The organism is Jeotgalibacillus proteolyticus (assembly GCF_002926065.1).
GTDB lineage: Bacteria > Bacillota > Bacilli > Bacillales > Jeotgalibacillaceae > Jeotgalibacillus > Jeotgalibacillus proteolyticus.
Genome location: NZ_PREZ01000004.1, coordinates 129,066 through 146,086, shown reverse-complemented (window position 1 = coordinate 146,086; position 17,021 = coordinate 129,066). Strand labels below are relative to the sequence as shown.

21 protein-coding genes and 1 riboswitch are annotated in these 17,021 nt (G+C 42.0%); of the genes, 17 read left to right on the top strand and 4 right to left on the bottom strand.

Translation table 11 applies throughout. From position 1 onward, the window contains the following. Positions 1-58: 58 nt before the first annotated feature. Both C4B60_RS11065 and C4B60_RS11060 read right to left on the bottom strand, forming a co-directional pair. On the bottom strand, positions 59-811 hold the full coding sequence (locus tag C4B60_RS11065; protein WP_167578639.1) for an HAD family hydrolase: 753 nt from the start codon (positions 809-811) through the stop codon (positions 59-61). A 117-nt stretch (positions 812-928) separates the two neighbouring features. Next, positions 929-1,246, bottom strand: a complete 318-nt coding sequence (locus tag C4B60_RS11060) for a thioredoxin family protein (RefSeq protein WP_104058073.1) — start codon at positions 1,244-1,246, stop codon at positions 929-931. Between the two features lie 237 nt (positions 1,247-1,483). Between C4B60_RS11060 and C4B60_RS11055 the strand changes: the two genes are divergently transcribed. After that, positions 1,484-2,305, top strand: coding sequence for an ABC transporter ATP-binding protein (locus tag C4B60_RS11055; RefSeq protein WP_104058072.1), 822 nt, complete (start codon positions 1,484-1,486; stop codon positions 2,303-2,305). Positions 2,306-2,406: 101 nt separating this feature from the next. Then, a complete protein-coding gene (locus C4B60_RS11050; protein ID WP_104058071.1) occupies positions 2,407-2,658 on the top strand; it encodes a DUF2573 family protein in 252 nt (83 codons plus the stop codon). 208 nt (positions 2,659-2,866) lie between these two features. Here C4B60_RS11050 and C4B60_RS11045 read toward each other — a convergent pair whose 3' ends face one another. Further along, a complete protein-coding gene (locus C4B60_RS11045) occupies positions 2,867-3,187 on the bottom strand; it encodes a spore coat protein (protein WP_104058070.1) in 321 nt (106 codons plus the stop codon). A gap of 13 nt (positions 3,188-3,200) precedes the next feature. Continuing rightward, positions 3,201-3,422 (bottom strand): hypothetical protein, encoded by a 222-nt coding sequence (locus tag C4B60_RS11040; RefSeq protein WP_104058069.1) that lies wholly within the window; start codon positions 3,420-3,422, stop codon positions 3,201-3,203. A gap of 177 nt (positions 3,423-3,599) precedes the next feature. Here C4B60_RS11040 and C4B60_RS11035 point away from each other — a divergent pair, with 177 nt between their 5' ends. From C4B60_RS11035 to C4B60_RS21460, 15 genes are all read left to right on the top strand, one after another. Next, positions 3,600-4,517 carry a proline dehydrogenase family protein gene (locus C4B60_RS11035; RefSeq protein ID WP_104058068.1) on the top strand — a complete coding sequence of 306 codons (918 nt, stop codon included), beginning with the start codon at positions 3,600-3,602 and terminating at the stop codon, positions 4,515-4,517. A 215-nt stretch (positions 4,518-4,732) separates the two neighbouring features. Beyond that, a complete protein-coding gene (locus C4B60_RS11030) occupies positions 4,733-7,111 on the top strand; it encodes a 3-hydroxyacyl-CoA dehydrogenase/enoyl-CoA hydratase family protein (protein ID WP_135122122.1) in 2,379 nt (792 codons plus the stop codon). A gap of 34 nt (positions 7,112-7,145) precedes the next feature. Continuing rightward, positions 7,146-8,324, top strand: coding sequence for an acetyl-CoA C-acetyltransferase (locus C4B60_RS11025; protein ID WP_104058066.1), 1,179 nt, complete (start codon positions 7,146-7,148; stop codon positions 8,322-8,324). 31 nt (positions 8,325-8,355) lie between these two features. Then, a complete protein-coding gene (locus C4B60_RS11020) occupies positions 8,356-10,140 on the top strand; it encodes an acyl-CoA dehydrogenase family protein (RefSeq protein ID WP_104058065.1) in 1,785 nt (594 codons plus the stop codon). Positions 10,141-10,280: 140 nt separating this feature from the next. Continuing rightward, positions 10,281-11,051, top strand: coding sequence for an SDR family NAD(P)-dependent oxidoreductase (locus C4B60_RS11015; RefSeq protein ID WP_104058064.1), 771 nt, complete (start codon positions 10,281-10,283; stop codon positions 11,049-11,051). Positions 11,052-11,078: 27 nt separating this feature from the next. Next, positions 11,079-11,381, top strand: coding sequence for an ArsR/SmtB family transcription factor (locus C4B60_RS11010; protein WP_104058063.1), 303 nt, complete (start codon positions 11,079-11,081; stop codon positions 11,379-11,381). Positions 11,382-11,448: 67 nt separating this feature from the next. Continuing rightward, the gene (locus tag C4B60_RS11005) at positions 11,449-11,808 is read left to right on the top strand and encodes an arsenate reductase family protein (protein ID WP_104058062.1); all 360 of its coding nucleotides are present in this window, start codon (positions 11,449-11,451) and stop codon (positions 11,806-11,808) included. An 89-nt stretch (positions 11,809-11,897) separates the two neighbouring features. Next, complete coding sequence (gene gcvH / locus C4B60_RS11000; protein WP_104058061.1) at positions 11,898-12,281, top strand: glycine cleavage system protein GcvH; 384 nt, start codon at positions 11,898-11,900, stop codon at positions 12,279-12,281. Between the two features lie 244 nt (positions 12,282-12,525). After that, on the top strand, positions 12,526-12,888 hold the full coding sequence (locus C4B60_RS10995; RefSeq protein WP_104058060.1) for a toprim domain-containing protein: 363 nt from the start codon (positions 12,526-12,528) through the stop codon (positions 12,886-12,888). Continuing rightward, the gene (locus C4B60_RS10990; RefSeq protein WP_104058059.1) at positions 12,889-13,200 is read left to right on the top strand and encodes a thioredoxin family protein; all 312 of its coding nucleotides are present in this window, start codon (positions 12,889-12,891) and stop codon (positions 13,198-13,200) included. A gap of 228 nt (positions 13,201-13,428) precedes the next feature. Then, positions 13,429-13,537: riboswitch (SAM riboswitch) on the top strand. Between the two features lie 98 nt (positions 13,538-13,635). Further along, positions 13,636-14,661: a methionine ABC transporter ATP-binding protein gene (locus C4B60_RS10985; protein WP_104058058.1), complete on the top strand. Its 1,026-nt coding sequence runs from the start codon at positions 13,636-13,638 to the stop codon at positions 14,659-14,661. Further along, positions 14,654-15,322 (top strand): methionine ABC transporter permease, encoded by a 669-nt coding sequence (locus C4B60_RS10980; protein WP_104058057.1) that lies wholly within the window; start codon positions 14,654-14,656, stop codon positions 15,320-15,322. The genes C4B60_RS10985 and C4B60_RS10980 overlap by 8 nt, the downstream gene beginning before the upstream one ends. Positions 15,323-15,354: 32 nt before the next feature. After that, a complete protein-coding gene (locus C4B60_RS10975) occupies positions 15,355-16,209 on the top strand; it encodes a MetQ/NlpA family ABC transporter substrate-binding protein (protein WP_104058056.1) in 855 nt (284 codons plus the stop codon). A 136-nt stretch (positions 16,210-16,345) separates the two neighbouring features. Next, positions 16,346-16,708 carry a carboxymuconolactone decarboxylase family protein gene (locus tag C4B60_RS10970; RefSeq protein WP_104058055.1) on the top strand — a complete coding sequence of 121 codons (363 nt, stop codon included), beginning with the start codon at positions 16,346-16,348 and terminating at the stop codon, positions 16,706-16,708. 116 nt (positions 16,709-16,824) lie between these two features. Further along, positions 16,825-17,001, top strand: coding sequence for a YuzK family famiily protein (locus C4B60_RS21460; protein WP_167578638.1), 177 nt, complete (start codon positions 16,825-16,827; stop codon positions 16,999-17,001). Positions 17,002-17,021 lie beyond the last annotated feature (20 nt).

Below are 17,021 nucleotides of genomic sequence, written 5' to 3'. Positions count from 1 at the left end.
ACTTTCTAAAAATATCACTCTCAATTAAAAAAAGCCGCCGTGATTTGGCAGCTTTGGTTTATTCCCACTCCACCTGTATAGCTGAGAGGGAAGGGATCAGGTAATCGGAGGTTGCCTGAAGGGTTTGACGCATGCTTTCATGCTCGTGAACGGAAATGCTTTTACAGCCGGCAGCTCTTGCCATCATGGAATCTACAATGCTGTCTCCTACCATGAGGAGTTCATGGGATGGGACGGTGAAGTCCCGGCAGACTCTTTCAAGCATGTCCGGAGAGGGCTTGCCATGGCTTACGACTTCAGGTGTTACAATGAAATCAACTTTTCGTTCAAAGCCTAATAGCTTTAAGCATTCATAGGTCCTTGCGTATTGATCGGAAGTCACAACGCCAATTACATATCCTGCATCTTTTAAATTGGTTAATAGCTCTGCTGCTCCTTCAGTAGGAACAAAGGATTTTGAAATATCCAGTGCAGCATTACTTTCTTCAAGAAGGCGGGTTGCAAGAGCCATGCTTGTGACCCATGGGTTTTTCGTGAGCTGATAGAGCAGAGCGGTAATTGCAATTCTTTCCTCCTGCTCACCAGCAATGGCAAGCATTCCGTGATGGTCGACTTTATCCTTCTCAACCCCCATCATTTCATCCCATGCTTTGGCATGTTTAGAGCCGGCAATTTCAATAAAGCGTTTTTTTCTTTCTTCATTTAATGCCAACCAAAAGGGTTCAGCCTGAAATAAAGTCCCGTCTTTATCAAATGCAATTACTGAAGCTGAAACTGCTTCATCATTTACTTTAATTGTTCTTTTACTCAATCTGAACCTCTCCAATCAAAACAGATTCTTGTAGTTGTATGTATTTTACACGTATTTACCCTGAAAAGATAACGTTATACTTCAAATGAATTCAAAAAAAAACGGCCTATTGGGCCGTTATTTTTGCTCTTCTAGAAAAGAAGTAACCTGTTCAGGTGTTTTGGCGTGAGCTGAGTGAAGATGTGCCAGTTTTTTGCCGTCTTTGAAAATAAGCAGGCTTGGAATGCCCATAACATTATTTTGATCAGCAATCTCAGGAAGTTCATCCTTGTTCAGGGTATACCATTTGTACTCATTATATTCTTCTACAATTTCATCAATGAACATATCCATCCGTCTGCAATCCGGGCACCAGTCAGCGGTGAATTTTACTATAACCGGTTCATTTCCTTCTGTTACTTCATTAAATAAATCAGCATTTTTTATTCCTTGCATCGTTCATCCCTCCATTTCTTTGATCATAATCGTTTTTTAAAAAAATATCAAAAAATCAGTTCAGAAACTTTGGTACGCAGAGGGACCTAAATAGTGATAATGATTCTCAAAGTCATTGACGGATAGACAATTGTCCTCTAGACTATAAGGAGAATAGTTAAAGAAGTCCTGCTTGCGAAGGATCTTTCATCAAAAGATATACGCTTTTGGAGGAAAGGAAAAGGAGAATCAAAGAGTATGCTGCAGACGAATATGTTAACGCTTGGATATGGAGATTCAATTATTATAGAAGAACTGGATTTGAAAATTCCAAAAGGCGAAATTTCTGTCCTGATTGGAGGAAATGGCTGCGGAAAGTCGACATTACTTCGGTCAATGGCTCGCTTACTGAAACCGCAAAGCGGGGAAGTTACGTTAAACGGCAAGGAAATTAACCGTTACTCCACCAGAAAAGTGGCTCAGCAAATGGCGATTCTTCCTCAATCCCCAACAGCGCCGGAAGGCTTAACCGTCCTGCAGCTGGTTAAACAGGGCAGGTACCCATACCAGGGGTTTCTTCAGCAATGGTCAAAAGACGACGAGACGAGTGTTCAGCGTGCCCTTCAGGCAACTGGCATGGAGGAGCTGCAGGACCGATTTGTCGATGAGCTTTCCGGCGGACAGCGCCAGCGTGCCTGGATTGCTATGACACTTGCTCAGGATACAGATATCATCCTGCTTGATGAACCTACTACTTATTTAGATATGACCCATCAGATCGAAATTCTGGATCTGCTGTTTGAACTGAATGAAAAAGAAAACCGTACAATAGTAATGGTGTTGCATGATTTAAACCTTGCATGCCGTTATGCTCATAACTTAATTGCAGTGAAAGACAGAACCGTCTATAAGCAGGGAAGACCTGAAGATGTTATCAGCTGCGATATGGTAAGGCATGTTTTCCATATGAACTGCCAGGTTACTGTTGATCCGCTTTTTGGTACCCCATTATGTATTCCTCACGGGAAAGGGAGATGTATTGTTCAACAGGCCCCTATTACCGCAGCAGCCGCGCAATAGTGTTCAAACCGTCTATTCAGGCGGTTTTTATTTTTAATAGGGGTAATTGCTTACAGGAAGAAAGCTTCAGCTTATAAATTCAAGCGGGAAGGGTGAAAAAAATGGATACAAAAGAACTTAGCAATCAGCTCGAGGCAATGGTTGACAAGTACGCTGAGCTGTTAATAGGGGAAAAAGATGAAGAGTCGGTTGAAAAAATCAGACAGTGGATTCTTTATAATCATATTGCGAAAGCCACGCCTGCTTTGGCAAAGCATTGGAACTCCCTTTATCCTGAAGGGAAAGAAGAAATGAAGAAGGTTGTCCTAGAGATTCAGAAAAAGAACAAGGAATTAAAAGCTAAAGAAGAATGAAGAAGAGGATGTTGATATAGCAATCAATTTAGAAACGCGAGGTGAACGGAGCGGAAGGTGGCGACTCCTGCGGGATGTAGCGGGAGCTTGAGATCCACTTGCTAAGCAAGTTAGCTCAAGCCCCGCCCCGCGGAAAGCGTCCGCCTGAAGCGCAGTGAACCGGACGAAAGAGGTGAGACAAGCATTTGGCCTTACTAATCAAAACTTTTTAGTGCAAAGGCAGTTTAGTCAGGTCACTTTTTGCTTTTTGTGCAGCCTGCTGAAGAGCTTGAGGCGTTTCAGGGGTAAGCGTGTACCAGCCCTGCTGCTGCATCATTTGAAAAAGCTTATGCTGCTGATTTTGGTTTTCACGGCAGATTGATGCCAGCATGTCGTATAAAGGCTGGGTGCTTGCTTCATTTAAAGCTGTGCTATAGGAAACATTCATATGTTTTTCCAAAATCAGAACATCTGTTGACCAGTCCTGCTCTGTCATTGAAGAGGGTGTTTTCATTCCGCCTGCTGCCGAATGGGTAGTTGATTGCTGCATCGTTTTTTCCTCCTTATTGCATCTGCGCAGAAGACTGCGTATTCGATGCCAAGAAATTTGTAATCATTTCATAATGGGTTGAGTGCATTCTGCAGGCAGCTTCAAGCTCTTCTTTTACCTGAGGCGTTTGGCATTGAGTTGCAGCAAAATGAATTTTTTTTGCAGCCAGCAGATTCCATGCCAGAATATCTTCTAGGTACATGGCGTCTTTTGTAGACAATGAGTGAGATTGCATTTTAGTGTAGCCTCCTTTTTTGTTCTCCTTTACGTTTTCCAGAACCGTTTATTTTATACACTTTTATATTCAAATCTTAGGACAAATGATAGAATAAAGAAGATTCGTGTAACGATTTCTTATTTTCTGAATACAGAGAGCGCTTGCAGGATGATTTTTGCTATCAGGGGGTTTATTATGGAACGAGTGATGCGTGACTTCTTTTTGTTCCTATCTAAAAACAAGCCAATGACGAAGGTGGCTAAACAATACGGACTTCGCTTTGGTGCTGCCAGATTTGTGGCAGGCGAAACAGTCGAACAAGCAGTAGAATCCATTAAAGCCTTAAATAAAGAAGGTCTTTGCGTCACACTGGACTGTCTGGGCGAATTTATTGACAACGAGCAGGAAGCTGAAGAGATGACGGAGCTTTGTATAGAAGCGGTCCGTGCAATAGGTGTGTACGAGCTGGACTCACAGCTTTCCTTAAAGCTAACCTCGATGGGGCTTGATCTGTCGGAGTCAGTGGTGCTGGAGAATATGAGAAGAATTATGGATGTAGCTGTAGAAAACAATGTGTTTGTTACGATAGACATGGAAGACTATGAAAGATGTCAAAAGACACTTGATGTGTTTACCCAGCTAAAGTCGGAATACGAAAACATTGGTACAGTAATCCAGGCCTATCTATACCGTACAGAAGGCGATATTGAAGCGTTAAATGCTTTTTCTCCTAATCTTCGTCTCGTTAAAGGCGCTTATAAGGAATCACCTGAAGTTGCTTTTCCGGAAAAGAAGGATGTAGATGAGAATTTTAAAAAGATCATCAAAATGCATCTGCTTAATGGGAATTACACAGCAATTGCAACGCATGATGATCAAATCATCAATTATACAAAAGAGCTTGTAAAAGAGCATAATATTCCTTCAGATCAATTTGAATTTCAGATGCTTTATGGAATTTGTGCAGAACGTCAGCATGAGCTCCATAGAGAAGGCTACAAAATGAGAGTGTATATGCCTTTTGGAACGGATTGGTATGGCTACTTTATGCGGCGTCTGGCAGAGAGACCTGCCAATGTGGCGTTTGTGGCCAAGGGAATTATAAACAAATAGAAAAGAGTCGGCTGGCAAACATCCAGCCGATCATTTTTTGAAAATTTCAAGATCTTTTATTGCGAAAAGATGGAAAATCAATTATCATAAAAGAGTAAAGTAACTCGTATATTTTTTTAAACAAAAAATGAATGAGGATTCATTCAAAAAAAGAATGATTGCTGTTAAACAGCCGCGCCTCATTCGAAATAAAGTCTAAGGAGGAATCAGTTTTGGTGAAACATATTCAAAAAGCTGCCGTTATAGGATCCGGCGTAATGGGTTCAGGGATTGCAGCTCATTTAGCGAATATTGGTATTCCAGCGATGTTACTTGATATCGTGCCTCAATCTTTAACGGAGCAGGAGCAGGCAAAAGGGTTAACGCTTGAGGATAAAGAAGTCCGGAACAGGCTGAGTGAAGGAGCTATTCAAAAGCTTTTTAAGCAAAAGCCTGCACCGCTTTCAGTAAAGGGCAATGCTGCATTAATTGAGGCGGGAAATCTTGAGGATGATCTCGATCGTTTAAAAGAAGCTGATTGGATCATCGAGGTGGTCGTTGAAAATCTTGAAGTGAAGAAAAAGGTTTTTGAGCTGGTTGAAAATCATCGCAAAGAGGGCAGTATTATAAGCTCTAATACTTCTGGTATATCAATCGAAGCAATGGTTGAGGGACGGTCTGAGGACTTTAAACGGAATTTCCTCGGCACACATTTCTTTAATCCGCCCCGCTATTTAAAGCTGCTCGAGATCATTCCAACGCCGTATACTGATCCGGAAGTCATCTCGTTTATGAAGCAATTCGGTGAGGACACTCTCGGTAAAGGCGTCGTACTGGCAAAGGATACACCAAACTTCATTGCTAACCGCATCGGCACTTACGGACTTTTGGTTACCGTGCAGGAAATGTTAAAGGGCGGCTATGGAGTGGGGGAGGTTGATTCCATCACTGGACCCCTAATCGGACGACCGAAAAGTGCGACATTCCGAACACTTGATGTTGTAGGACTTGATACATTCATTCACGTAGCCAAAAATGTGTACGATCAGGTTGAAGGAGAAGAAAAGGTAGTGTTTGATGTGCCTGACTTTATGCTTAAAATGAGAGATAAAGGCTGGCTGGGAAGCAAATCAGGGCAGGGATTTTTCAAAAAAGAAGGCAAAACGATTCTTGAATTAAACCCTGACACAATGGAATACGGGGAACGAAATAAATTGCGCGCAGCTTCTGTTGATCTGGCAAAGCAGGAAAAAGGACTGCCGAATAAAATGAAAGCGCTTGTATATGCAAAGGATCGTGCAGGAGAACTGTTATGGTCTATTCTTTCTCCGGTTCTGCTTTATTCAGCAGAACTTCACGGGGAAATAGCTGATGATATTGTCTCGATTGACCGTGCAATGAAATGGGGCTTCGGTTGGGAGATGGGTCCATTTGAAACCTGGGATGCAATAGGCATTGAGCGGACCGTTGAAAAGATGAAGCAGGAGGGCAAAACTATTCCTGCGTGGATAGAAAATATGATTACTGAAGGCCATACCTCCTTCTATAAAGAAGAGAACGGGGATCAGTTCTTTTACCATAATGGAAGCTATCAGCTCACAGAAGAAAATGAAAAGGCAATCAATCTGAAGCGGTGGAAGAAAAAGAACGGGATTATCAAAAAGAATACGGGCGCGAGTTTAATCGACCTCGGTGACGGTGTTGCTCTTCTTGAATTCCACTCCCCAAGCAATGCAATTGGAATGGATATTATTCAAATGGTCAATTTTGCGGTTGAAGAGGTTTCGAAAAAATATAAAGGTCTCGTAATCGGGAATCAGGGCAAGAATTTTTGCGTAGGGGCCAATCTTGGCATGATTTTAATGGAAGCGCAGGATGATAATGTTTTTGAAATTGAAATGGTGGTCAAGCAATTTCAGCAGGCAATGATGAAATTAAAGTACAGCTCATTTCCTGTAGTCGCCGCTCCATTTGGCATGACACTCGGCGGAGGTGCGGAGGTATGCCTGCCGGCTGATTATATCCAGGCTTCTCCTGAAACGTATATGGGGCTTGTAGAAGTAGGCGTTGGACTGATTCCTGGCGGTGGAGGCAATAAAGAGCTTTATTTAAATTACTATAACAGTCTCCCAAAAGGTGTTGACTTTGATCTGCAGAAGGTGGCAAATAAAGTTTTTGAAATGATTGCAATGGCAAAGGTTTCAACCTCCGGGGCAGAAGCGAAGGAAAATCACTTCCTGACAGAGGCGGACGGAATAAGTGCGAATGGAGATCATCTTCTGTATGATGCCAAACAGGCTGTTCTCCATCTTGCTCAGCATTATGCACCGCCGGTCAAACAGCAGGTGCCGGTCGTTGGAGAAACAGGTTATGCCATGCTTCTTCTTGGGGCGCAATCAATGTACAGATCAGGTTTTATTTCTGAACATGATTTAAAGATTGCTAAAAAGCTGGCCTACGTGATTGCAGGAGGAAAGGTGCCATTTGGAACAGAGGTGGATGAGGAATACCTGCTCACACTCGAGCGTGAAGCCTTCTTAAGTTTAATACAAGAGCCGAAGTCACAAATGAGAATGCAGCATATGTTAATGAAGGGAAAACCGCTGCGTAATTAAGTAGAGACCACATTAAAGTTTAAGGGGGAGCACAATGCGTGAAGCAGTCATAGTAGCCGGTGCAAGAACACCGGTAGGAAAAGCCAAAAAAGGATCTCTTGCAACCGTGCGTCCTGATGATTTGGGAGCACTTGCTGTAAGAGAAACATTAAAACGCGCGGGAAATTACGATGGAGATATTGATGACTTAATCATCGGCTGTGCGATGCCTGAAGCAGAGCAGGGCATGAACATGGCAAGAAATATTGGCGCACTTGCAGGACTTTCTCACACAGTTCCAGCGATTACGGTTAACCGTTACTGCTCATCGGGGCTGCAGTCCATTGCGTACGGTGCAGAAAGAATTATGCTCGGCCATGCGAATACCGTAATCGCAGGCGGTGCTGAATCGATGAGTCTTGTTCCGATGATGGGGCATATTGTACGCCCTAATATCCGGCTTGCAGAAGAAATGCCAGAATACTATATGAGTATGGGGCATACGGCAGAAGAGGTAGCAAAAAAATATGGAATTACACGTGAGGATCAGGATGCATTTGCGGTAAGAAGTCATCAAAAGGCAGCGAAGGCACTGGCTGAAGGGAAATATGACGAAGAAATCGTTCCGGTTGAAGTAACGCTTCGATCGGTAGATAAAAATCATAAACTGCAGGAGCATACTTTCAGCTTTTCCCAGGATGAGGGAGTGCGGGCAGAATCAACCGTTGAATCACTTAGCAAGCTGCGTCCGGCATTTTCCCGAACAGGTTCTGTTACGGCAGGTAATGCCTCGCAGACGAGTGACGGTGCTGCAGCAGTAATGATTATGGACCGCGAGAAGGCAGAATCCTTGGGACTAACGCCTATCGCAAAATTCCGTTCGTTCGCAGTTGGTGGAGTCCCGCCGGAAATCATGGGAGTTGGCCCGGTGGAAGCAATACCAAAAGCTTTAAAGCTCGCAGGTTTATCTCAATCAGATATTGATTTGTTTGAACTGAATGAAGCGTTTGCTTCTCAGGCAATACAGGTCATCCGTCAGCTTGGGCTGAATGAAGACATCGTGAACGTAAACGGAGGGGGGATCGCGCTTGGACACCCTCTCGGATGTACAGGAGCAAAGCTGACTTTGTCCCTGCTTCATGAATTAAAAAGAAGAAAGCAGCAATTTGGTGTAGTCACGATGTGTATTGGCGGGGGCATGGGAGCCGCCGGTGTTTTTGAAATGATCAACTAAAACATCAAAGGGGAAAAGGGAGGAAATAACGATGGCAAACGAAACAACATCCATGATTAAGGGCGGTAGCTTTTTAATTGAAGATATTGAAGCTGCACGTATGTTTACACCGGAGGATTATACAGATGAACAAAAAATGATCGCAAAAACAACAGAAGACTATGTTCTAAATGAAGTAGTTCCACAGGTAGAGCATATTGAAAACCACGAGTTCGACCGCTCAGTTAAGCTGTTAAAATCAGCTGGAGACCTTGGGCTTCTTGGAGCAGATGTTCCTGAAGAATATGGCGGTCTTGGTCTTGATAAGGTAAGTTCTGCCTTAATTGCAGAAAGAATGTCACGCGCTGGAGGATTTTCGATCACACACGGCGCCCATGTCGGAATTGGATCACTTCCGATTGTCTTATTTGGTAATGAGGATCAAAAACAAAAGTATCTGCCTGCGTTGGCTACAGGAGAAAAAATTGCTGCTTATGCTCTGACAGAGCCCGGATCAGGTTCAGATGCACTTGGCGCAAAAACAACGGCAAAGCTCAATGAAGCAGGTACACATTACGTCCTGAACGGAGAAAAACAGTGGATCACAAATGCAGGCTTTGCTGATGTATTTGTTGTATACGCTAAAATTGATGGAGAGCAGTTTTCCACCTTTATTATTGAGCGGGAGTTTCCTGGTGTTTCTGTTGGGGCTGAAGAGAAGAAGATGGGTATTAAAAGCTCATCTACCCGCACATTGATTTTATCTGATGCCCAGGTGCCGGTTGAAAATCTTCTCGGAGATGCCGGAAAAGGCCATATTATTGCTTTCAACATTTTAAATATTGGGCGCTATAAGCTGGGGGTAGGGACAGTTGGTGCTTCTAAACGCGCACTTGAGCTTACAATTAAATATACAAATGAGCGTCAGCAATTTAAAACGCCAATCTCTTCTTTTAATTTAACGAAAGAAAAGCTTGCAGGTATGGGAGCTAAGCTTTATGCCACAGAAAGCTCTGTCTACCGTACAGTAGGACTTTTCGAAGACCGCATGAGTCAGCTTTCTGATGAAGAAATTAAGAATGGAACAGAAGTGGCAAAATCAATTGCAGAGTACGCTATTGAATGCTCTTTAAATAAAGTGTTTGGTACAGAGACGCTCGATTATATTGCAGATGAAGCGGTACAGCTGCATGGAGGCTACGGCTTTATGCAGGAATACGAAGTAGAGCGCATTTACCGTGATTCAAGAATTAACCGGATCTTTGAAGGTACAAATGAAATTAACCGCCTTCTCGTTCCAGGTACTTATTTACGTAAGGCAATGAAGGGCGAACTGCCGCTTTTCCAAAAGGCACAGGCGCTTCAGGAAGAGCTAATGACGATGATGCCTGAGGAGATCAGTGATGAGCCTTTAGCACAGGAGGCTTATCTGGTTAAGAATGCGAAAAAGATTGGTCTTCTTGCTGCAGGCTTAGCTGCTCAAAAATATGGGAAAGCCCTTGAAGCAGAGCAAGAGGTGCTGGTAAATATTGCTGATATTGTTTCTCTTGCGTATGCAATGGAATCGGCTTTACTTCGCACACAAAAGGCTGTTGCGAAAAATGGAGTTGAAAAGAATCAGCAGAAAATCCTTTACACACAAATCTTCTGTCAGGAAGCATTTAATGAAATTGAAGCTCATGCAAAAGAAACGGTTATCGCTGTTGAAAGCGGAGATACACTGCGTATGATGCTTTCCGCTCTTCGTAAATTTACCCGGTACACTCCGGTTAACCTCATTCCGAAAAAGCGTGAAGCAGCTGCGAAATTAATCGCTGCAGAGAAATTCACCGTGTAATACGATTTTTATCACAGCCTGACGGGGTAAAACTCCGTCAGGCTTTTTCTTTTGACATACTAAACTGCAGAAGTTATTATGTTTAATAGATTAAACGTTTAAAAGTTTAAACTAATAAACAATTCAGGAGATGATTAAATATGACCGTTTTAATTACAGGTGCATCAAGCGGAATCGGCGAGTCACTGGCAGTCAAATATGCGATGGAAGGACATCCGTTGATTATCACCGCAAGAAACAAGGATCGGCTGGATGTGTTAGCAAGCACGCTGATCAAGCGGTACGGTGTAGCTGTTACTGCCATTGAAAGTGATTTATCCAGTAAAGGTTCAGCTTTAAAATTATTCAATAAAATAACGCAAAGCGGATTAACAGTAGAAGTTCTCATTAACAATGCTGGTGTGGGGTTGTTTGGGGAGTTTCATAAAACAGACATGGAAAAAGAAGAAGCCATGATTCAATTAAACATAACCTCGTTGACTGAGTTGACTAAATTATTCGGCAGAGAAATGGTTAAAAAAGGGGAAGGTAAAGTCTTGAACATTGCGTCTACTGCGGCTTTTTTCCCGGGTCCTTTAATGAGTGTATATTATGCTTCAAAAGCGTATGTAAAATCCTTCAGTCATGCACTATCAAACGAATGGAGAGAGCACGGGGTTCAAGTATCGGTATTATGTCCAGGACCAACTGGCACAGGATTTAAGGATGCGGCGGAGCTTGGGGATTCAAAATTATTTCAAAAAGGAATAATGTCTGTGGAAGCAGTGACCGAGCATGCCTATAAAGAGTTCACTGAGGGTAAAGAAGAGATTATTCCGGGTGCGATGAATCGTATTCAAACACGTTTTGGAAAGTTCATTTCCAGTAAAAAAGCGGCTTCCATTGTAAGAAAAACGCAAGAACGAGTATAATATTGTGTATGAATAGAGGTGACAGCTATGGGAGAACAAGCCATGGAGCAATTACGTGCATGCATTCCATTATTTCAGGCATTAAGTGACACGTACCGCCAGGATATTATCTTGCTTCTGACAAAAAACGATACAATGACTGTGAATGAAATTACATCTAATTTAACCCTTTCCCGTCCTGCCGTTTCCCACCATTTAAAAATACTTCGTGAGCAGGGCATTTTAAAAATGGAACAGCAAGGGACCCAGCGTTACTACTCTCTTGCTTTTGAGGATGCAATTGAGCAGTTAAAGCAATTAATTATTACAGTAGAAGATCGTTGTTACTGATCTGCTGATTAATCTATAATAAATATGCACTGACACAGCGATAACAACTAAGAATGAGGTGGTCAAAATGGCAATTACGTATTATACCTATCCTAAATGCGGAACATGCAGAAAAGCTAAAAAATGGCTTGATCAAGAAGGTGTACCTTATGATGAAGTAAATCTGACAGAAGCTCCTCCCTCAGCATCAGAGCTCAAAAGCCTTTATGAAAAAAGCGGACTTGATATTAAAAAATTCTTTAACACTAGTGGTATGAAATACCGTGAGCTTGGCTTGAAGGACCGGCTGTCTTCCATGTCTGATGATGAAAAGCTTGAGATGCTTGCCTCAGACGGAATGCTCATAAAGCGTCCATTAACAACCGATGGCGAAACTGTGACTGTCGGCTTTAAGGAATCCGAATTTGAGGAGTACTGGAAGAATTAATCCTAAGTGAAACATTCCTTGTATTCAGGCTTTATCTATGCAAAAATGAAAGTGTAAAATGTACGCAGATTGAAAGTGGAGGGAATAAAATGAGTTCACCTAAAGAATTACGTTATTCTGAAGAGCATGAGTGGGTAAAAGTAGAAGACAATAAAGCACGCATTGGCATTACTGCATTCGCACAGTCCGAGCTTGGTGATATCGTATTTGTAGAACTTCCGGAAGTAGGCGATGAGCTAAAAGCAGATGAGCCTTTTGGCAGTGTGGAATCCGTTAAGACGGTTTCAGAATTATATGCGCCTGTAAGCGGCAAAGTTGTTGAAGTCAATGAAGAACTTAGCGACAGCCCTGAATTTGTCAACGAATCACCATTTGAAAAAGCATGGATGGTTGTTGTTGAACTGGCTAACCCTGACGAAGTAGAAGAGTTAATGACTGCAGAAAAATACGATGAAATGACCCAGGAAGACTAAGCACTACATACCGAAGCCGCTGTCCTTATTTGTTGGACTGCGGCTTTTTTGTCCCCAGCCGCTGCTCCGTATGCATCTTTTTCAGCAGAACTACAAATAATAAAGGATAAAAGCCTCTTTCTAGTGGTTGCTGTTTGCATTTCTAAAAGAAACAAGCGAAAATAAAAGCAGCATCATATACTACTAATCATTGGATCAATAACGCAAAATTTGACCACTATTGGATGATAGGGTGTGAGTCAGGATGGATGACGGGTATGATAAAGTCATAATTGTAGAAGGAAAGTCTGACAAGCGGAAGGTTTTGCCGCTTATTCGGGAATCGGTTGATATTATTTGTACAAATGGGACCATCAGCTTTTCAAAAATGGATGAATTGATTGACGAGCTGTCCAACCGGGACGTTTATATTTTAGTGGATGCAGACGAAGCGGGAGAAAAGCTTCGCAAACAGCTTAAAAGAGAATTCCCCGATGCTGAGCATTTATATATTGACAGGGCTTATCGCGAGGTAGCCACAACACCTTCAAAATATTTAGCTTCACTGCTTTTAAGTGCCAACATTGATGTGTATACAGAGTTTCTGGAAAAAAGGATGAATTTATAAATGATTAATGAATGGAATCTGGAGCATTTAAACGATAAACTGGATAATACGCAAAACACCGCATTGTATTTGTATACACCTATGTGTGGAACCTGCAAATTAGCCGGTCGGATGCTTGAGGTTACTGCTGCTGCCTTAAACAGCTATGATATAGGAAAAGCGGATTTAAATTTTGTTGAATCGCTTGCTGAACTTTATCAAATCGAAAGTGTGCCCTGCCTATTAATCTGGAAAAACGGGGAACTCACTGATAAGATTTATAAGTTTGAATCTGTACCTAATCTATTTGACAAACTGCAAAGTAATCTTTAAAGGATTAAGGCTTTGCAGAGTAGTTTGAAACCCCCTAAGCATCAAGACAATCCTGGCGCAGCATCACCGTTAAAACCGTCTTTAATGGCGGTTTTTCTTATGGAGTTACTTTCCATAAAACATTTATTGTTGACAGGAAAATTAAACACATGATACTATGACTCTCGTACTGTAAAAACGCATGAGGATGTGCATTCGCTCCCGGCGTAATAAATTTAATATTCGATGCTCTTATAGAGAGTGGTGGAGGGATGTGCCCGATGAAACCCGGCAACCGACAGTCTATGACTGGAAAGGTGCCAATTCACACAGGTTAAACTAACCTGGGATATGAGAGAAGGGACGTTACTTTTCAGCGCCTTTCTGCTTATATGCAGAAAGGCGTTTTTAATTGCTGTTTTACCATAGCATGAATAAGAGAAAGAAGGTGATGGTGTGATTTCCATCTCAAATGCAAAAAAAATATTTAAGACAAGGCATGGAGAAATAACCGCAGTGGATGATGTTAGTTTGTCGATTCACGAGGGAGAAATTTTTGGAATTATCGGCTATAGTGGTGCCGGCAAAAGCACATTAATCCGAATGCTGAATGGACTGGAATTACCGACATCAGGAACCGTTGATGTTAACGGGAAAGTGATATCAGGGATTAATTCCAGAGACCTGCGGAAGGCAAGACAAAAAATAAGTATGATCTTTCAGCATTTTAATTTGCTATGGTCCCGAACCGTGCGGGAAAATATAGCCTTTCCTCTTGAAATTGCAGGTATCAGCAAGAGCGAAAGAACAAAAAAGGTAGAAGAGCTGATCGAGCTAGTTGGACTTGATGGGCGAGGAGATGCATACCCCTCCCAGCTAAGCGGCGGACAAAAGCAGCGCGTTGGCATTGCACGTGCCCTTGCCAATGATCCGGAGGTTCTGCTCTGCGATGAAGCGACTTCAGCACTTGATCCTCAAACGACAGATTCTATCCTGGAATTACTGGTCGATATAAATAAGCGTCTCGGGCTGACAATTGTTTTAATAACGCACGAGATGCATGTTATCCGAAAAATTTGTCATCGTGTAGCAGTAATGGAAGCAGGACAGGTTGTCGAGCTTGGGGATGTTTTGGATATTTTTAAGCAGCCTAAGGAATCGATTACAAAACGATTTGTCCAGCAGGTAACAGAGCCTGAAGAAACAAAGGATACGATCGAACATTTGTTAAATGAATACAAGGATGATCTGGTTGTAAAGCTGACCTTTGTCGGGGAATCAGCAGAGCAGCCCGTTATTACAAATCTAATTCGCTCTTTTGATATTCAGGTAAATATTTTGCAGGGGAAGGTTTCGCAAACCCAAAACGGAGCATATGGAACACTGTTTCTGCATTTAAGAGGAAATTCGGATGAAGCCAAAAAAGCTGTTAACTACCTCGAACAAGCCTCCGTTGGCGTGGAGGTGATTACAAATGATTGAACAAATTTTTCCTAATGTGAACTGGGAAACAATGTGGGAAGCAACTTATGAAACGATTTATATGACAACCTTATCAGTAGCTATAACAGCGGTCTTAGGGATCCTGCTCGGACTCTTACTGTTTTTGACTTCTAGAGGTAATATTTGGGAAAATAAAGCGGTCTATGTGATTACAAGCGTGCTCGTAAATATTTTTCGCTCCATTCCCTTCATTATCTTAATTGTCCTATTAATTCCTTTTACAAGATTTTTGCTGGATACGATCAGAGGGGCAAATGCAGCATTACCGGCACTTATAATTGGAGCAGCTCCATTTTACGCTCGGATGGTTGAGATAGCCTTAAGAGAAATTGATAAAGGGGTAATAGAGGCAGCCCGTTCTATGGGTGCAAGTATGAGTACGATCATTTTTAAAGTGCTGCTGGCCGAATCAAAGCCTGCCCTTGTTTCAGGGATCACTGTCACAGCTATCGCATTAGTGGGTTATACGGCTATGGCGGGCGTGATTGGTGCAGGGGGGCTTGGAAACCTGGCGTTTCTCGATGGATTCCAGCGCAGCAGAGATGATGTAACATTAGCAGCAACGATCATCATTTTACTTATTGTGTTTGTTATTCAGTTTATCGGTGATTTCTTTACCAATCGTCTCGATAAACGTTAATAATACTAACTTAATTAAAAGGAGAAATCATCATGAAAAAATGGTTAACAGGAACAATTTCAGCAGCAAGTATATTGGTTTTAGCAGCATGCGGGTCTTCAGAAGAAGAAGCTTCGATTAGCGGTGAATTAGATCCGGATAACCCGGTCGAACTTACAGTCGGCGCTTCTAATGTTCCCCATGGAGAAATTTTAGAAGAAGCTCAGCCTCTTTTATTAGAAGAAGGAATTGATTTGAAAATTGAGACCTACCAGGATTATATCCTGCCAAACACTGACCTGGACTCAGGTGATATAGACGCTAACTACTTTCAGCATGTGCCTTACCTTGATTCCGTTTTAGCAGAAGAAGGAAACGATTATGATTTTGTCAGCGCCGGTGCAATACATGTGGAACCGATCGCTGTTTATTCACAAAAATACGATTCATTGGACGAGCTTCCGGATGGCGCAACCATTCTAATGAGAAATGCAGTAGGGGAGCACGGACGAATTTTATCAGTATTTGAAAAAGAGGGACTTATCAAGCTTGACCCTGAAGTAGATAAAGTAACCGCTTCTTTTGATGACATCGTGGAAAATCCTAAAAACCTGAATTTCGAAGCAGATTATGAAGCTTCTTTGCTCGTACAGCTTTATGAGAATAACGAGGGAGATGCTGTGGTGATCAATTCCAACTATGCAATTGATGCAGGAATCAGCCCGGTAAATGACTCGATTGCACTTGAAAGCCAGGATTCTCCTTATGGAAACATTATTACGGTAAGAAGTGGCGATGAAGATACAGAAGTTATTCAAAAGCTTGTAGAGGTATTACGCTCTGAGGAAATACAAACCTTTATCGAAGAACGCTATGAAGGCTCAGTAATTCCTGTATCAGGTGAATAATAAATAGTAAATGCCCCTGCTTCGCCATCGTGCGAGCAGGGACTTTTTGGTCTTACTTAATATTGAAAGAAAAATACGAATGACTTAGTTAAACCTGCACATATTAACACCATCCTATGTAAAAGAGGTGTTAATAATGGAAGATCAGCATATTCAGGATGAAGATGTATTTACCCTAAAAGAAGCAATTGGCGAGTTAAGTGAAAGAATACCGAATGTGATGAAGCCTTATCATTCTTTCACAGAAGAATGCTTTAAAGAAGGCGAGCTTACCAAAAAAGAAAAGCATCTGATTGCGCTTGGCATCAGCCTGGCAGCACAGGATGAATACTGTGTTCATTATCATGTAACTGGCTGTATTGACAATGGAATTACCCCGGAACAGATCCGTGAGGTCTCTGCAGTGAGTGCAGCTGTTCAGGCAGGAGCTGTAATGGCTCAAGCAGCAACAGAGGTTGAATGGACACTTAATTCATTTGAGGAAAATGAAAATCATTAAAAAATTCCAGAAAACTGGTTTATAAAAAAATAGACCGGGTAAAACAACTGTGTACAATGAAAGCATGCCACGTGAAAAAAAACGAAAAGGAATGATTCATTATCCATAAGATCAACATGGAGTACACAGGTGATATGGAAAAAGCAATGCAAAGTTCTCATGGTGTAGGGTACGAAACTTACATGACAAAGCACGATGTACGTATGGAAGTTGAAATGAGACGTGAAGAGGACTATAAAAAGGAACAGCAATTACTTCAAGAGCTTGATCCTCAGCTCCATAATAAACTATAATAAGTAACAGAGAAGAAAGT

Coding starts and splice junctions, on each gene's coding strand:
- C4B60_RS11060 (WP_104058073.1), bottom strand. CDS start 1,246: ATGCAAGGAATAAAAAATGCTGATTTATTTAATGAAGTAACAGAAGGA.
- gcvH (WP_104058061.1), top strand. CDS start 11,898: ATGAGTTCACCTAAAGAATTACGTTATTCTGAAGAGCATGAGTGGGTA.
- C4B60_RS21460 (WP_167578638.1), top strand. CDS start 16,825: ATGGAGTACACAGGTGATATGGAAAAAGCAATGCAAAGTTCTCATGGT.
- C4B60_RS11025 (WP_104058066.1), top strand. CDS start 7,146: ATGCGTGAAGCAGTCATAGTAGCCGGTGCAAGAACACCGGTAGGAAAA.
- C4B60_RS10990 (WP_104058059.1), top strand. CDS start 12,889: ATGATTAATGAATGGAATCTGGAGCATTTAAACGATAAACTGGATAAT.
- C4B60_RS11010 (WP_104058063.1), top strand. CDS start 11,079: ATGGGAGAACAAGCCATGGAGCAATTACGTGCATGCATTCCATTATTT.
- C4B60_RS11005 (WP_104058062.1), top strand. CDS start 11,449: ATGGCAATTACGTATTATACCTATCCTAAATGCGGAACATGCAGAAAA.
- C4B60_RS10980 (WP_104058057.1), top strand. CDS start 14,654: ATGATTGAACAAATTTTTCCTAATGTGAACTGGGAAACAATGTGGGAA.
- C4B60_RS11040 (WP_104058069.1), bottom strand. CDS start 3,422: ATGCAATCTCACTCATTGTCTACAAAAGACGCCATGTACCTAGAAGAT.
- C4B60_RS11045 (WP_104058070.1), bottom strand. CDS start 3,187: ATGCAGCAATCAACTACCCATTCGGCAGCAGGCGGAATGAAAACACCC.
- C4B60_RS11055 (WP_104058072.1), top strand. CDS start 1,484: ATGCTGCAGACGAATATGTTAACGCTTGGATATGGAGATTCAATTATT.
- C4B60_RS10970 (WP_104058055.1), top strand. CDS start 16,346: ATGGAAGATCAGCATATTCAGGATGAAGATGTATTTACCCTAAAAGAA.
- C4B60_RS10995 (WP_104058060.1), top strand. CDS start 12,526: ATGGATGACGGGTATGATAAAGTCATAATTGTAGAAGGAAAGTCTGAC.
- C4B60_RS11050 (WP_104058071.1), top strand. CDS start 2,407: ATGGATACAAAAGAACTTAGCAATCAGCTCGAGGCAATGGTTGACAAG.
- C4B60_RS11015 (WP_104058064.1), top strand. CDS start 10,281: ATGACCGTTTTAATTACAGGTGCATCAAGCGGAATCGGCGAGTCACTG.
- C4B60_RS11020 (WP_104058065.1), top strand. CDS start 8,356: ATGGCAAACGAAACAACATCCATGATTAAGGGCGGTAGCTTTTTAATT.
- C4B60_RS11035 (WP_104058068.1), top strand. CDS start 3,600: ATGGAACGAGTGATGCGTGACTTCTTTTTGTTCCTATCTAAAAACAAG.
- C4B60_RS10975 (WP_104058056.1), top strand. CDS start 15,355: ATGAAAAAATGGTTAACAGGAACAATTTCAGCAGCAAGTATATTGGTT.